Raw genomic sequence first — 12,720 nt, forward strand, 5'->3', positions numbered from 1 at the left:
GCAAACGCTGTTGGCTTCGAATCGGTAGGGTGGGCGCTCCTGTGCCCACGCGTGAAACATGAACGGCGTTAGCCCAAGCACAGGGCCAACACGTTAAATCAGCGCGGTTCTTGCGCCAGGATATCCGCCAGCGATTCCTGGCCTTTCGCCGTCACCTCGAAACCACCCTCTTCACGCGCGGCGATGTGCGACTTGCGCATCAGGAACTGGGCGACGTCGGGCGCGACCGGCGCCGCGGCATCCTGGGTCAAGGCCTTCAGCGCTTCGACGCAGCCGCGCAGGAACAGCACCTGCTGCCCCTTCTCGGTCAGGTCGAGCCGGCCGTTGCGGGCATAGGCCACCATTTTCAGGCCAGCGAGGCGCTTGGCGTTACGGCCGACGCAGGCATTGACCCGGTCGTTGGCCACGCCGCCGCGGATGAGTCCCAGCGCGTTGTATTCGTCGGTCGACAGTTTTTCGTTCTTCATTGCCACTTTCAAGGTTCGTTGCGGCCGTCATGGTAAACGGCGCACGACCTGAGGGCAAGCTTGCCGCCGTGTTGCACCACCAGGCGGCGACACAACTCAGCGCAGGGTGCGCAGGGCGATCCAGACCAGGCCGGCGCCGATGATGCCGGCCACGGCGAGCGCGCCCTGGAAACGGCGCGAGGTGAAGCCGTGGTGACGGCCGAGGTAAATCTTGTTATGCAGGGAATTGCCCATCTGTCTGACTCCGAAATTCGATCATCTATGAATGGATATTATAAAAAAATCCATAAACGGGGAACGTTCGGCACCGAACATAATTGTAACTTTGTGTGAATTACAACAGTGTTGCCAAATGCGGGCCAGCTTGGCGGGCACCCTAACGCGCGCCGGTTGCGGGATGCGGCTGTTAGGATTGTTCCAACTTTAGCAACGCAAGGAGCGCACCATGAACACCCGACACAAGACCACCGACCCGGCCGCGCAAGGCGGCGCCATCCTGCACGAGGACGATATCGGCAGCGGCGAAAAAACGCCGGGAGAGAAAGAAACCGAAGAGATGATCAAGGAAATCCCGCCCCTGAAGTCGGACGACAAGCAGGACAAGTCCTGATCCGGGCGGAGGGATAGCGATCACGATGGGCGGGAACTTCCCGCCCTGTTTTTTATTGCGCGCGGATCGGCGGCTCGGGGATGACGGGCTCCTCGACCGGTGCATGGGCCGGGTCGGGTACGTCGTCGGGCACCGGAATGGTCGGCGGCGTGGGCGTCTGTTCCGGATCGGGCGTCGAGTGGGCGCGCAGCGCGTCAGCTTCGGCGCGCGGGTCGTGTAGTTCCATCATCGTCCTTTCTGTGCTGTTGCATTGTGTTGGAGGCGCCGGCAGCCAGGCCGCGGGGGCCGCGCCGGGGCGCCAGGGTCATGGTTGTTTCAGTGATTCTGCTTCTGCTTGGCGCCGCCGCCGGCGCCTTCGCCGGTACCGGCGCGCACGCGCGATTTCTCGTCGTGGCTGCTCTTGTCTTCCTTGCCGGCGCGTTGTTTCTGCTGGTCTTGTTCCGACAGACTGTCCGACTGCTTGTTCTGCGGGCTGCCGCCCGATTTGGACTGGCTCATCCTGATCCTCCGTGGTTGTGAAAGGGTGACGTTTGGTGCAGCCTAGCATGGAAGAACCGCAAGGGTTTTCAATCGTGCGCGCGCGGCAAAGCCCGGTATAGTGGATGCTTTTCCAACCACATTTCTTGCGATGAAGCTTCCCTTCCTGATCCTCGCCGCCCTGCTCCCCGGCATGGGCGCCGCCGCGCCGATGCAGCTGGCCGACTACATGGCCTTGACCGGCCCGGCGCCCGACGCCCATGTCGCCTACGGCCCGGCGCCCTCGCAGTATGCCGAGCTGTTCGTGCCGCAAGGCGCCGGCCCCTTCCCGGTGGCGGTGCTGGTGCACGGCGGCTGCTGGACCGCGAAGTTCGGCGGCATCGGCCAGCTGCGCAACATGGCCGGCGCCCTGCGCGAACGCGGCATCGCGGTGTGGAACGTGGAATACCGGCGCGTCGACGAAGCCGGCGGCGGCTATCCCGGCATGTACCTCGACATGCAGGACGCCCTGGCCGCCCTGGCGAAACAGGGCGCCGCGCATCCGCTCGACCTGGAACGCGTGATCGCGGTCGGCCATTCGGCCGGCGGCCAGCTGGTGCAGTGGATTGCCGGCCGCGCGCGCCTGCCCGCCAGCAGCGTGCTGTACCGCAAGGACGTGTTGCCGGTGCGCGCCGTGGTCAGCCTGGGCGGCCTGGCCGACCTGCGCCGCGAACGCGCATTGATCAAGGAAAGCTGCGGACGCGATACGCCGGAACTGGCCGGCGAACCGAGCAGGGAGCGGCCGGATGTGTACGCCGACACGAATGCCGCCGAGCTGATGCCGAACGGCACCCACACCATCCTGGTGACGGGCGAACTGGACACTATTTCGCCGCCGCGCGTGGCCCACGACTATGCCAGGCGCGCGCTGGCCGCCGGCGACAGCGCCGAGGTCGTCATCCTGCCGGGCGCCAGCCATTACGACGAGGTGGCCGCCACCTCGTTCGCCTGGCCGCAGGTGCTGGGCGCCATCGAGCGCGCGCTGGCTAGGACCGGGGCTGCCGCTTCGCCAAAGGCGCGCTGACCACCACGTCGCCGAGGGGCACGGCGACGCAGGGCAACAGGTAGTGCTCGCGCTTTTCCTCGATCGACAGGCCCGGCCACTCGACCAGGTAGCGCACCGCGCCGCTTTCCAGGCGGCAGATGCAGGTGCGGCAAGTACCGTTGCGGCAGGAACTGGGCAACACGAAGCCGGCGGCCTCGGCCGCGTGCAGGATGGTCTTGCCATCGGCGGGAAAGGCGCAGGCAAGCGGTTGCAGCGTGATTGTGGCATCGTGGCTCATGCCGGCGATTGTAGCGCCTGGGGCCGTGTGGGCGGCGGTGCGGCGGGAAATGCCTCAGTTCGTTTCCGCACAGACCGAACATGGCGGCGCGCCTACGCTGGAGTTTCCTTCAGTAAGTACGCAGGTGCCCCATGCAAAAAATCATTACCACGCTCGTCACCGCCGCTTTTGCCGGCGCCGCTTCCATCGCATCTGCCCAGGTTGCGGCTCCCGCCCAAGCTGCGGCCCCTGCCCAGGCGACTCCCGCCGCCCAGCCGGGCCAGGCCGCGCCGCTCGACGCCGCCGCCGAACGCGCCGAATTCGAGCGCCTGCTGCGCGCCCAGGTCCTGCTCGACCGCCTGCATTTCTCGCCAGGCGAAATCGATGGCGCCTATGGCTCGAACATGCGCCAGGCCCTGGCCACCTTCCAGAAAACCCGCAACCTCGACGCCCATGGCAAGCTCGACGACGCGACCTGGAACGCCCTCAACGCGGACACCACGCCCACCCTCACGGCCTACGTGCTGACCGGCGAGGATGTGAATGGTCCGTTTGTAAAAATTCCCGAAGACATGATGGAAAAGTCCAAGCTGGACAAGCTGGGCTATGCCTCGCCGCTCGAAGGCCTGGGCGAGAAATTCCACGCCAGCCCCGACCTGCTGGCGCGCCTGAACCCGGGCAAGAACTTCAACCGCGCCGGCGAGCAGATCGTGGTGCCGGCCGTGCACGGCGGCGCCCCGCTGCCGCAGGCGGCCAAGGTAGTAGTCAGCGACAGCCGCAAGGTGCTGATGCTGTTCGACAGCGCCGAGCGCCTGATCGCGCAGTATCCGGCCTCGACCGGCAGCGAGCACGATCCCCTGCCGGTGGGTAACTGGACCATCGAGGGCGTGCACCCGAACCCGACCTACCACTACAACCCGAAACTGTTCTGGGATGCCGACCCGAGCCACAAGAAGGCAACCGTCGCGGCCGGCCCGAACAACCCGGTGGGCGTGGCCTGGATCGATTTGTCGAAGCCGCACTACGGCATCCACGGCACGCCGGTGCCAAAGTTCATCGGCAAGACGGAGTCGCACGGCTGCATCCGCCTGACCAACTGGAGCGCCGCCGCGGTGGCGCAGGTGGTGGGTGCGGGCACCAACGTCGTGTTGCAGGAATAAGCGCTTCAATCACAAGTCGTTTTACTGAGCGGAGGTAGGTCATGAGGTGGCTGGTCACTTTCTTGCTGGGCGTGCTGGTGGGTGCGGGTGGGCTGTTCGTCTACCTGCGCGAGATCGCGGATGCACCGGATCCGATCATCACCGATGGCGGCGCCCTGCCCGCACCGCCGTCCGCCCCGGCGGCGGGGGCCGCTGCGGCGCCAGGTGCAGCTGCGGCGGACACCGTGCAGACCGACCTGGTCGACGCCGACCTGCCGATCCGCCCTGCCCCGCAAGCCTCGACCGGCACCCCGTCCGCGCCGGAGCTGACCGCCGATGGCGACATCCCGGGCAAGCTGCTGGTGCCGGTCGCAGGCATCGCGTTTGCGCAATTGACCGATACCTTCGACCAGCCGCGTGGGCAGGAACGGCATCACGAAGCGCTGGATATCATGGCGCCGACCGGGACACCGGTGCGCGCGGCCGGCGATGGGCGGGTGGTGAAGCTGTTTAACAGCAAGCCGGGTGGGATTACGCTGTACCAGTTCGATCCTGCCGAGAAGCATGCCTATTATTACGCGCATCTAGAGCGGTATGCGGAGGGTGTGAAGGAAGGCATGCAGGTCAAGCGCGGGGATGTGATCGGGTATGTGGGGGCGAGCGGGAATGCGGATCCGAATGCGCCGCATCTGCATTTTGCGGTGGTGGCCTTGACGCCGGAGAAGCAGTGGTGGAAAGGGACGCCGGTGAATCCGTATCCGATGTTGGGGGATTGAAGGCTTCGCCTGGCCGGGGAATTCATGCTGGCGGGGGACGGATATTCGTACGGTGGGCACTCCGTGCCCACGCGGTGACGGGCGTCTCCTTGCGGCTACGTGTAGAGATGTGTCGCTCGCGACGTCTCCGGAAGCCGTGATCGTTCGTGGCCGCAGGATGCGAAGCGAGCGATGATTCGCGACACGTGTCCGGGCTTGGAGCACGTCACCGCGTGGGCACGGGGTGCCTAGCGCGGCCCGGCCCACCCTACGGGAGGCGCAAACGATGGAACATCGCCGCGAGGTCGCGGTGAACGACATCCATTTTATGGCGCCACTTCATCCACATCCGCGCCGACATTGATCGCGGCATAGGCGCGCTGCACCGCAATCGCCTCGGCACTCGCCACGCCATACAACTCCTGCGCCGCCTCGACCATTTTCTCGCGCGCCTGGGCGTAGTTGGTGCTGGAGGTGAACTTGGTGGTATTTGCCTTGAACCAGATCCGGAACGCCTTGTCGGTGCCGATGCCGCTCATGGCCAGCGGCGACTTGACCAGGTACTTGCTGTAGTAATCCCCGTCCTTGTCCGCCTTCGAGCCCTGCGACAGGAAATAGAACATCCGGTTGTTCGGCCCGCTGCTGTAGTGGACGTCGAGGCGGCGCAACGACGTGCTCCAGGCGTCCGGGCTGCTGCCGTCCTTGCTGGGGCGGAACATCCAGCGCAGCGGCATCTGTTCGCGGCTGAGCTCGGTGCCCAGCATCCAGTCGTTGCCGGCGTTCGGGATCGCCTCGCCCTTGCCGCCGGCGCGCGCGTAGGCTTCGACGATCTCGCCGCCGATGTCGGAACTCGATTCGTTCAGGCCGCCAGATTCGCCTGAATACACGAGATCCGAGGTGGCGGCCGTCACGCCGTGGCCCATCTCGTGGCCGATCACGTCGATCGAGCCGAGGCTGGTGAAGCTGGAGCCGTCGCCGATGAACATGCAGGCGCAGGTGTCGCTGTAATAGGCGTTGTCGTAGGCCGTGTTGACGTGCACGGCGATGTAGGTGGCGGTGTTGTGGCCGTCCAGCGATTGCCAGCCGAGCACGTTCTTCAGGGCGTCGTAGGTGTTCATCAGGCCCCACATGGCATTCACCGCGGCGGTTTGCCCGTTCTCGTTCGTGGTGCTGCCGCCGCGCACGTACTGCTTGCCGTCGCCCCAGGTGTTGGTGGAATTCGTGTACATCTTGCCGGCGCTGCTGCTGTTGTTGGCGTTCGTGATCGCCATCGCGCCATGGGCGCCGCCGGTGCCGCGCTCGGGGTCGAGCATGCGGTAGCTGCCGTCGGCCAGCGTGGTGCTGATCGGGACGTCGCCGTTGTACTGGCTCTTGCCGACGCCGATCACGCTCTGCACCATGTTCCAGCGGTCGATGATGCGGGCATCCTTCGCGCTGACGATGGTGTCGTAGTACAGCGGCCTGCCGTTCTGCTGCATGCGCGTGCGGACCAGGTAGGCCAGTTCGTAATGGTCGACCACCTCGACCACGTCGACGGCGTTCAGCTCGGCTTCCAGCTTGTCGGCGGCGCCGGGGGTGCGCTCGATGCGCATCACCGGGTAGATCAGGAGTTCGGCGGTTGGCGGTGCCACGTGGGTGGCTGCCGGGGCGCCGCCGCTGGCGGCGGCGCTAGTTGCCGGCACTGTCGCGGCGACGGCGGCATCGATGGCGGCCCTGGAAAAGATCGCCGGCTTGACGCTGAAATCGGCCGTCATCGGACGCAGGCGGTTGGCACTGCCGCGGCCCAGGTGCAGGCGCCGTTCCGAGGCGGCCTCCGAGACGATGGCCCCGGCCGTGTCGAGCACCACCACCGATTCCGAGCCGAAGATGCGCAGGCCCTTGTAGGTGTGGGCGGCGCGCACTACCTGGGTGCCCTGCACGCCCGGGTGCTGCCGGGTCACGACGAAGCTGTGGTTGTTGTCGAGTCCGCGGCTGGCGCGCGCCGCCGCCAGTGCCGACACCAGGGCCGCGTTGGCCTGCGCGGAGGCAGCCTTGGGCGAACTCATCATCGGCGCCGCCGTCGCGTCGGCAAGCGGCAAGGCGCACAGCGACGCGCACAGCAGCGCCGCAGGCAGTGTTCTACGGTGAGTCATCTCGTCTCCCTTCGAATCGCGCCGGCCGCACAGGCGAACCGGTAACCCTCGAAGTGTGGACGAGCTTCATTCGAACTTATTGCTTAAACGCAAGAAGCCCCGTCCCTTGCGCCTGGGCGCAACGGACGGGGCTTTCCCGCTACACTGCCCGGATCAGTCCCAGCGCTCGTGACGCTGGTAACGGTCGTCGTCCTTCCGCTTGAGCAGGAAATAAGCCGCGGCGCCGATGGCGCCGGCAATCGCGACTTTCTTGGCCAGGCCCGCCTTGTTGTGCTGCCATTCGGACTTGATCCCCATTTCGCCGAGGATGTTTGGCACGTGGCCATGGGCCAGGTCGTCGACCACGCCCTCGACCACCTGCACGCGGTCGGCGGCCAGCAACAGCAGCCAGCGGCGGATATCGTTCTCGGTCATGCTGAAGGCGGCGCGCCGGATCATGCCCGACACGCCCGACGGCGGCTGGACGGTGCCGAACACCTGGGTGATGCCGGGGCGTTCGGTCGAGACCAGCACCTCGACGTTCTGCGGCTGCGGCGAGGGTTCGGCGATGTCGGCCGGGGTGTAGCGCGGCGGCGTGCGTTCCATCGGCACGGCGGGACGGTTTTCGCGCTCGAGGTCGGCGCCCCAGCCCTTGATGTGGCTCAGCTGCTCGCGGGTCGGACGATTCGCCCGTACCTGCGGCTGCACCTCGCTCGTGTGGCCGTGGTGGCAGGGCTGGTCGAGGTCGTGGCTGCAGCCCGCGTGGCCGTCGAGTTTGTTCAGGCCGGCAGGGGTTTCCATGCTGCGGTTTTCCGTGCTTCGGTTTTCCATGCTTGACTCCTTATTTCGCAGCACTCGCCGTCACCGCCCGCACCTCGTGGGCGCGGGGCGGGATCAGGATCGGCTTGATGCAGTTGTCCAGTTTGCTCGAGAAGATGTGATAGGCGTCCGACACTTCTTCCAGCGGAATGCGGTGGGTGATGATCTGCTTCGGATCGATATGCCCGGCGCGGATGTGCTCGATCAGGCGCGGCAGGTGGCGCTTGACGCTGGCCTGGTTCATGCGCAGGGTCAGGCCCTTGTTCAGGGCGTTACCGATCGGCACGGCGTTGAAGGTCGGGCCGTACACGCCAACGATCGAAACGTTGCCGCCCTTGCGCACCGAGTTGATGCACCAGTGCAGCACGGTGGCGGCGCCGGCCTGCATCTTCAGCAGGCGGCCGGTGACGGTCTGGGCCACGCTGCCGGCCGCATCGCCGCCGACCGCGTCGATGCAGACGTCGGCGCCGAGCCAGTCGGTCATCTTCTTGATGTGCAGGGCCATGTCGCCCACGTCCTTGAAATTGACGACTTCGCACTGGGCATAGCGCTTGACGAATTCCAGGCGGTACTCGAGTTCGTCGACCACGATCACGCGGCCGGCGCCGAACAGCCAGGCCGACTTGGCGGCAAAGATGCCGACCGGGCCGGCGCCGAACACGACCACGGTGTCGCCTTCCTTGATGCTGCCCATCTCGGCGGCCTGGTAGCCGGTGGGCAGCGCGTCGGTCAGCAGGACGGCGTCGTCGTCGACGATGTCGTCGGGGATGATCATCGGGCCGACATCGGCCATCGGCACGCGCACGTACTCGGCCTGGCCGCCGTCGTAGCCGCCGGCCGTGTGCGAGTAGCCGTAGATGGCGCCGACGGCGGTGGCTTCCGCGTTCACGTTGTGGCAGTTACTGTAGAGTTCTTTCTGGCAGAAGAAGCAGGACCCGCAGAAAATATTGAACGGCACCAGCACGCGGTCGCCCACCTTCAGGTTCTGCACGCCGGAGCCGACGTCCTCGACGATGCCGATGAACTCGTGGCCGAAGGTGTGGCCGACACGGGTATCGGGCACCATGCCGTGGTACAGGTGCAGGTCGGAGCCGCAGATGCAGGAGCGTGTGACGCGCACGATGGCGTCGCCCGGATGTTCGATGACCGGGTCGGGCTTGTGTTGGGCGCGCACGCGGTAGGGTCCGCGGTAATTCATTGCCAGCATAATTCCTCCTCGAAAGTGTGCGAAATGCCCGCGTCATGCGGGCATCCAGTTCTTCCAAGCTTATGCCAGAACACCAAGGAGCACGTTACCCTCAAGATAGAATATGCAAATATTTGTCGGCGCAACGGACATATCTGCATATTTTATTCACGTCAGGAAATCACCCATTCCACGTGGCAGCGCCACCTTCCTCGCTCGCTACAGCTGGCGCGTGTCGAAGGTATTGCACTGCTGGACGTCGCCGCTGTCGATGCCGCGCCGGAACCAGCGCACCCGCTGCGCCGAGCTGCCGTGCGTGAACGAATCCGGCACCACGGTGCCCTGCGACTGGCGCTGCAGGGCGTCGTCGCCGATGGCGGTGGCGGCGGCCAGCGCGGTCTCGACGTCGCCGCTTTCCAGGATCGCCTTCTTCTGATTGGTGCGGTTGGCCCAGACGCCGGCCAGGCAATCGGCCTGCAGCTCCAGGCGCACGGACAAGGCATTGCCCTGCTTCTCGGAGGCGTTCTGCTGGGCGTTGTGCACCTGGTCGGAAATGCCGAGCAGGTTCTGCACGTGGTGCCCGACTTCGTGGGCAATCACGTAGGCCTGGGCGAATTCGCCGGCGACGTTGAAGCGCTGCTGCATCAGGCGGAAGAAGCTGAGGTCGATGTAGACGGTCTGGTCCGGCGGGCAATAGAAGGGACCGGTGGCGCTGTTGCCAGCGCCGCAGGCGGTGTCGGTGCGGCCTTCGAACAATACGAGGCGCGGCGGCTGGTAGGTCTTGCCCTGTTCGCTGAACAGCGGGGTCCAGGCTTCCTCGGTATAGGCCAGCACGGTGCGCACGAAGCGCGACTCGCGGTCGGTGGCCCGCGGCGCATCGGCCTGGGGCGCTCGCTGCACCTGCGGCGCGGGAGCGCCGCCTCCGCCGCCGAGCAGGCCGAGCACCACGCGCGGATCGACGCCGAAGAAGATCGACGCCACCAGCGCGATCGCCACCGTGCCGAGGCCGATCGAGCGCCCGCCCAAACCAAACCCGCCAAAGCCGCCCCCGCCGCCGCCCTGGCCCCGGCGGTCCTCGACGTTGTCGCTCTCGCGGTCACCTTCCCACCTCATCGCGACCGCCGCAGGTTGGTAGAGTTCATGCTTTCGCGGGCATCCTTGGTACGGAATTCCTCGTCGACGGCGAGGCCGGCGCGGGCCTCGTCGTTCAGCTGGCGTTCGTTGCGTTCGCGCTCGACTTCACGGTCGATACGCGCGTGTTCCTGGTCCGGTAACAGTGGCTTCATGATGATCCTTGTGCTGGAAATGTTTACCCCAACGCGCAGCCGGCGGCTTGCCGGTCTGGGCATGGTAGCAGTATGGATGCGGCCCGGGCGCCGGTATGTTCGGGCATTCACATAATCCTCTTACTGCCGGGTCAGGCATTGCGGCGCCTGCTCCTGCACGCTATGTGCGCGAGCGAACAGAGTAGCCGGGGCGAATCCACGATGCTCGGGTCATGACCTCTTCCCTCCGCGACCCCGACGCCCTGTTCGAGCTGGGCCAGGCCCTGCAACAGGCAGACTACCAATTCGTCACCACAACCCCCGCCAGCCACCGCCGCGTGAATGGCCGCGACGGCAACGAGCGCGCGCGCGACCTGCGCGGCGTGTTCGGCTGGAGCCGGCCGTTTTCCGCAGACGTGGTGCCGGCCGGGATGCTGGACCTGATGCGGCGCGCCGGCGTACTGCGCGAGCGCGACGGCCACCTGTGCGCCACCGTGCGCGCCTCGACGGTCGGTGAGCGGCTCTACTTCCACTCGGCGTTTCCGACGCGCGAGGACGACGCGGTGTTCTTCGGGCCGGATACCTACCGCTATGTCGCCGCCCTGAAGCGCTCGATGGAAGCCATGACGCCGCCGGCGCGCGCGGTCGATATCGGCACCGGCAGCGGCGCCGGCGCGATCGAGGTCGCCTGCCGCTTCCCGGACTGCGAAGCGGTGGGGGCGGACATCAATCCCTTCGCGCTGAGCCTGGCTGCGGTGAACGCGCGCCTGGCCGGTGCGGCGCATGTGCCCACCCTGCACAGCGATCTGCTGAAAGACCTGGACGGCGGCTTCGACCTGGTGCTGTCGAATCCGCCCTACATCCTCGACCCGTCGGAACTGCGCTACCGGCATGGCGGCGGCATGCACGGGGCGGCCTTTTCGGTCGATATCGTCGACGCCGCGCTCGAACGGCTGCGGCCGGGCGGCACGCTGTTGCTGTACACGGGGATTGCAATCGTCGAGGGCCGCGACGCATTCCTGGAAACGGTCCGGTCGAAGCTCGATGCGCGCTGCTCGAACTGGCGTTACGAGGAACTCGACCCCGACATCTTCGGCGGGCAGCTCGATTGCGAAGGCTACGAAGATGTCGAGCGGATCGCGGCCGTCTGGCTGCATGCGACCGTGCGCGGCTGAGTCTGCGGCTGAGTCCGCAGCTGGCTCCCCGTGCGGGGCACACGAATCCCGCCGTCTGCCAAGCTGTCTCTTTTGGCGTGCTCATTTCTTCTCTTTTCTTCTCTTTTTCTCCCTTCCGTTTCGACAAGAACGAAACGAGAGAAAAAGAGAACAAATGAGATCGCGGAATGAGACGGTTTGAGAGAGGAGGCTGGACGGCCCCCCCGCCCTGCCTACCGGCGCCCGGCGTTGACCTCGGCATCAGGCCGGGTCCGCTATACGCCTACAAATACTTGAGCCAGGCCAGGTCGCGCCGCCGCGCCTTGAAGCGCGCAAAGGCGCCCACAAGGGGATACAGCGCCAGCGTCAGCACGGCCGTCAGCGCCCAGACCTGCCACACGCCATCCATGCGCGGCGCAATGCCGCCCGCTTCCAGTCCACGCGCGATCAATTGCAGCACGTACAGATGCAGGATGTAGAAGAACATCGGCGCCGATCCGAGCACCGCCAGCCAGGCGATCAGGCGCCCATCCCTACGCTCCAGCAGCACCAGCAACAGCAGGCCGATGCCCAGCGTCAGCGCCGCGAACAGCAGTGACGGCGGGTACTTGGTCACATTCAAAAAGCGCATCAGCGTTTCGCCGCTTGACGCGCCGACCACCCACGGCCGGTCGCCGTAGACATTCAGCGCGCGCAGCACAACGAACAGGCCCAGCGCAACTGCGGCCCAGGCAAGCAGGCGACGCTGGCGCGCAGGCGCCGTCCAGCCCCCGGCAAACCAGGGGCCGCAGGCATAACCCAGGCAGATGATGCCGATCCAGGGCAGCACCGGATACGAGGTACGCAGACGCAATGTCTCCGAGACCTCGATCCAGCCACGGTCGTGCAGCACGGCCCAGACGGCGTGCAGCGGGTGACCGGCGGCGACGTGCAGCCCATCGAGCAGGTTGTGCCCGCCCACGATCGCGAAACCGAGCACGATCAACGCCGCGCGCGGCAGCTGCACCAGGGCTGCCAGCGCCAGCATCGACAAGCCAATGGCCCAGATCACTTGCAGGTAGACCACCTGTGGCGGGAAAGTCGCCGTCCAGGCGAAGTTGATGGCGGTCAGTTCCAGCACGACCAGGAACAGCCCGCGCCTGGCGAGGAAGCCTGCTGCCGCACGCGGACCATCGGCCTGGCGCGAGGCATACAGGAAAGCCGACAGCCCGGTCAGGAACACGAAGACCGGTGCGCATACATGGGCGATCAGGCGCGAGAAGAAAAGCGGCGCCGGCGTGGTCGCCACGTCCATCGGATCGGACACCTGCAGGTGCAGCAGGAAGGTCTCGCGCACGTGGTCCGCCATCATGAAGACCATGACGAGGCCGCGCAGTGCGTCGATGCCGAGGATGCGGCGCTGGGCCTGGGCTGGTAATGTCTGCATCCGCCTGCCC

16 protein-coding genes are annotated in these 12,720 nt (G+C 66.2%); 5 read left to right on the top strand and 11 right to left on the bottom strand.

Going from position 1 to position 12,720, the window contains the following annotated elements; translation table 11 throughout:
- Positions 1-98: 98 nt before the first annotated feature.
- Together QPK31_RS17650 and QPK31_RS17655 are read right to left on the bottom strand one after the other, a co-directional pair.
- Positions 99-467 (bottom strand): hypothetical protein, encoded by a 369-nt coding sequence (locus QPK31_RS17650; protein ID WP_290424207.1) that lies wholly within the window; start codon positions 465-467, stop codon positions 99-101.
- Between the two features lie 96 nt (positions 468-563).
- Positions 564-701, bottom strand: coding sequence for a hypothetical protein (locus QPK31_RS17655; RefSeq protein WP_290424208.1), 138 nt, complete (start codon positions 699-701; stop codon positions 564-566).
- 211 nt (positions 702-912) lie between these two features.
- Here QPK31_RS17655 and QPK31_RS17660 point away from each other — a divergent pair, with 211 nt between their 5' ends.
- A complete protein-coding gene (locus tag QPK31_RS17660; protein WP_290424209.1) occupies positions 913-1,077 on the top strand; it encodes a hypothetical protein in 165 nt (54 codons plus the stop codon).
- A gap of 52 nt (positions 1,078-1,129) precedes the next feature.
- Here QPK31_RS17660 and QPK31_RS17665 read toward each other — a convergent pair whose 3' ends face one another.
- Both QPK31_RS17665 and QPK31_RS17670 read right to left on the bottom strand, forming a co-directional pair.
- Positions 1,130-1,303: a hypothetical protein gene (locus tag QPK31_RS17665; protein WP_290424210.1), complete on the bottom strand. Its 174-nt coding sequence runs from the start codon at positions 1,301-1,303 to the stop codon at positions 1,130-1,132.
- Positions 1,304-1,392: 89 nt separating this feature from the next.
- Positions 1,393-1,575, bottom strand: coding sequence for a hypothetical protein (locus tag QPK31_RS17670; RefSeq protein WP_290424211.1), 183 nt, complete (start codon positions 1,573-1,575; stop codon positions 1,393-1,395).
- A 130-nt stretch (positions 1,576-1,705) separates the two neighbouring features.
- On the opposite strand from QPK31_RS17670, the gene QPK31_RS17675 reads away from it, so the two are divergent.
- Positions 1,706-2,617 carry a S9 family peptidase gene (locus tag QPK31_RS17675; protein WP_290424212.1) on the top strand — a complete coding sequence of 304 codons (912 nt, stop codon included), beginning with the start codon at positions 1,706-1,708 and terminating at the stop codon, positions 2,615-2,617.
- Here QPK31_RS17675 and QPK31_RS17680 read toward each other — a convergent pair.
- Positions 2,580-2,876 carry a 2Fe-2S iron-sulfur cluster-binding protein gene (locus tag QPK31_RS17680; RefSeq protein WP_290424213.1) on the bottom strand — a complete coding sequence of 99 codons (297 nt, stop codon included), beginning with the start codon at positions 2,874-2,876 and terminating at the stop codon, positions 2,580-2,582. The genes QPK31_RS17675 and QPK31_RS17680 overlap by 38 nt on opposite strands.
- Positions 2,877-3,007: 131 nt before the next feature.
- Here QPK31_RS17680 and QPK31_RS17685 point away from each other — a divergent pair, with 131 nt between their 5' ends.
- Positions 3,008-4,015: a L,D-transpeptidase gene (locus tag QPK31_RS17685; RefSeq protein WP_290424214.1), complete on the top strand. Its 1,008-nt coding sequence runs from the start codon at positions 3,008-3,010 to the stop codon at positions 4,013-4,015.
- Between the two features lie 41 nt (positions 4,016-4,056).
- The gene (locus tag QPK31_RS17690; protein WP_290424215.1) at positions 4,057-4,770 is read left to right on the top strand and encodes a M23 family metallopeptidase; all 714 of its coding nucleotides are present in this window, start codon (positions 4,057-4,059) and stop codon (positions 4,768-4,770) included.
- Positions 4,771-5,075: 305 nt separating this feature from the next.
- Here the strand turns inward: QPK31_RS17690 and QPK31_RS17695 are convergent, their stop codons facing one another.
- The 5 genes from QPK31_RS17695 to QPK31_RS17715 all read right to left on the bottom strand — a co-directional run bounded on the left by QPK31_RS17695 (position 5,076) and on the right by QPK31_RS17715 (position 10,151).
- Positions 5,076-6,881 carry a M4 family metallopeptidase gene (locus QPK31_RS17695; RefSeq protein WP_290424216.1) on the bottom strand — a complete coding sequence of 602 codons (1,806 nt, stop codon included), beginning with the start codon at positions 6,879-6,881 and terminating at the stop codon, positions 5,076-5,078.
- A gap of 153 nt (positions 6,882-7,034) precedes the next feature.
- Positions 7,035-7,691, bottom strand: a complete 657-nt coding sequence (locus tag QPK31_RS17700) for a hypothetical protein (protein ID WP_290424217.1) — start codon at positions 7,689-7,691, stop codon at positions 7,035-7,037.
- Between the two features lie 10 nt (positions 7,692-7,701).
- Positions 7,702-8,886, bottom strand: a complete 1,185-nt coding sequence (locus QPK31_RS17705) for a zinc-dependent alcohol dehydrogenase (protein ID WP_290424218.1) — start codon at positions 8,884-8,886, stop codon at positions 7,702-7,704.
- A 198-nt stretch (positions 8,887-9,084) separates the two neighbouring features.
- Positions 9,085-9,978, bottom strand: a complete 894-nt coding sequence (locus QPK31_RS17710; RefSeq protein ID WP_290424219.1) for a neutral zinc metallopeptidase — start codon at positions 9,976-9,978, stop codon at positions 9,085-9,087.
- The gene (locus QPK31_RS17715; RefSeq protein ID WP_290424220.1) at positions 9,975-10,151 is read right to left on the bottom strand and encodes a hypothetical protein; all 177 of its coding nucleotides are present in this window, start codon (positions 10,149-10,151) and stop codon (positions 9,975-9,977) included. The genes QPK31_RS17710 and QPK31_RS17715 overlap by 4 nt, the downstream gene beginning before the upstream one ends.
- A gap of 212 nt (positions 10,152-10,363) precedes the next feature.
- Between QPK31_RS17715 and QPK31_RS17720 the strand changes: the two genes are divergently transcribed.
- Positions 10,364-11,305, top strand: coding sequence for a class I SAM-dependent methyltransferase (locus QPK31_RS17720; RefSeq protein ID WP_290424221.1), 942 nt, complete (start codon positions 10,364-10,366; stop codon positions 11,303-11,305).
- Between the two features lie 262 nt (positions 11,306-11,567).
- Here the strand turns inward: QPK31_RS17720 and QPK31_RS17725 are convergent, their stop codons facing one another.
- The gene (locus tag QPK31_RS17725) at positions 11,568-12,710 is read right to left on the bottom strand and encodes a DUF1624 domain-containing protein (RefSeq protein ID WP_290424222.1); all 1,143 of its coding nucleotides are present in this window, start codon (positions 12,708-12,710) and stop codon (positions 11,568-11,570) included.
- Between the last annotated feature and the right edge of the window lie 10 nt (positions 12,711-12,720).

This window comes from Massilia sp. YIM B02769, assembly GCF_030411995.1.
Taxonomy (GTDB): Bacteria; Pseudomonadota; Gammaproteobacteria; order Burkholderiales; family Burkholderiaceae_D; genus Telluria.

Excerpts from the sequence above, each read along its gene's own strand:
- QPK31_RS17650 (WP_290424207.1), bottom strand. The coding sequence starts at position 467 with ATGAAGAACGAAAAACTGTCGACCGACGAATACAACGCGCTGGGACTC.
- QPK31_RS17655 (WP_290424208.1), bottom strand. The coding sequence starts at position 701 with ATGGGCAATTCCCTGCATAACAAGATTTACCTCGGCCGTCACCACGGC.
- QPK31_RS17660 (WP_290424209.1), top strand. The coding sequence starts at position 913 with ATGAACACCCGACACAAGACCACCGACCCGGCCGCGCAAGGCGGCGCC.
- QPK31_RS17665 (WP_290424210.1), bottom strand. The coding sequence starts at position 1,303 with ATGGAACTACACGACCCGCGCGCCGAAGCTGACGCGCTGCGCGCCCAC.
- QPK31_RS17670 (WP_290424211.1), bottom strand. The coding sequence starts at position 1,575 with ATGAGCCAGTCCAAATCGGGCGGCAGCCCGCAGAACAAGCAGTCGGAC.
- QPK31_RS17675 (WP_290424212.1), top strand. The coding sequence starts at position 1,706 with ATGAAGCTTCCCTTCCTGATCCTCGCCGCCCTGCTCCCCGGCATGGGC.
- QPK31_RS17680 (WP_290424213.1), bottom strand. The coding sequence starts at position 2,876 with ATGAGCCACGATGCCACAATCACGCTGCAACCGCTTGCCTGCGCCTTT.
- QPK31_RS17685 (WP_290424214.1), top strand. The coding sequence starts at position 3,008 with ATGCAAAAAATCATTACCACGCTCGTCACCGCCGCTTTTGCCGGCGCC.
- QPK31_RS17690 (WP_290424215.1), top strand. The coding sequence starts at position 4,057 with ATGAGGTGGCTGGTCACTTTCTTGCTGGGCGTGCTGGTGGGTGCGGGT.
- QPK31_RS17695 (WP_290424216.1), bottom strand. The coding sequence starts at position 6,881 with ATGACTCACCGTAGAACACTGCCTGCGGCGCTGCTGTGCGCGTCGCTG.
- QPK31_RS17700 (WP_290424217.1), bottom strand. The coding sequence starts at position 7,691 with ATGGAAAACCGAAGCACGGAAAACCGCAGCATGGAAACCCCTGCCGGC.
- QPK31_RS17705 (WP_290424218.1), bottom strand. The coding sequence starts at position 8,886 with ATGCTGGCAATGAATTACCGCGGACCCTACCGCGTGCGCGCCCAACAC.
- QPK31_RS17710 (WP_290424219.1), bottom strand. The coding sequence starts at position 9,978 with ATGAGGTGGGAAGGTGACCGCGAGAGCGACAACGTCGAGGACCGCCGG.
- QPK31_RS17715 (WP_290424220.1), bottom strand. The coding sequence starts at position 10,151 with ATGAAGCCACTGTTACCGGACCAGGAACACGCGCGTATCGACCGTGAA.
- QPK31_RS17720 (WP_290424221.1), top strand. The coding sequence starts at position 10,364 with ATGACCTCTTCCCTCCGCGACCCCGACGCCCTGTTCGAGCTGGGCCAG.
- QPK31_RS17725 (WP_290424222.1), bottom strand. The coding sequence starts at position 12,710 with ATGCAGACATTACCAGCCCAGGCCCAGCGCCGCATCCTCGGCATCGAC.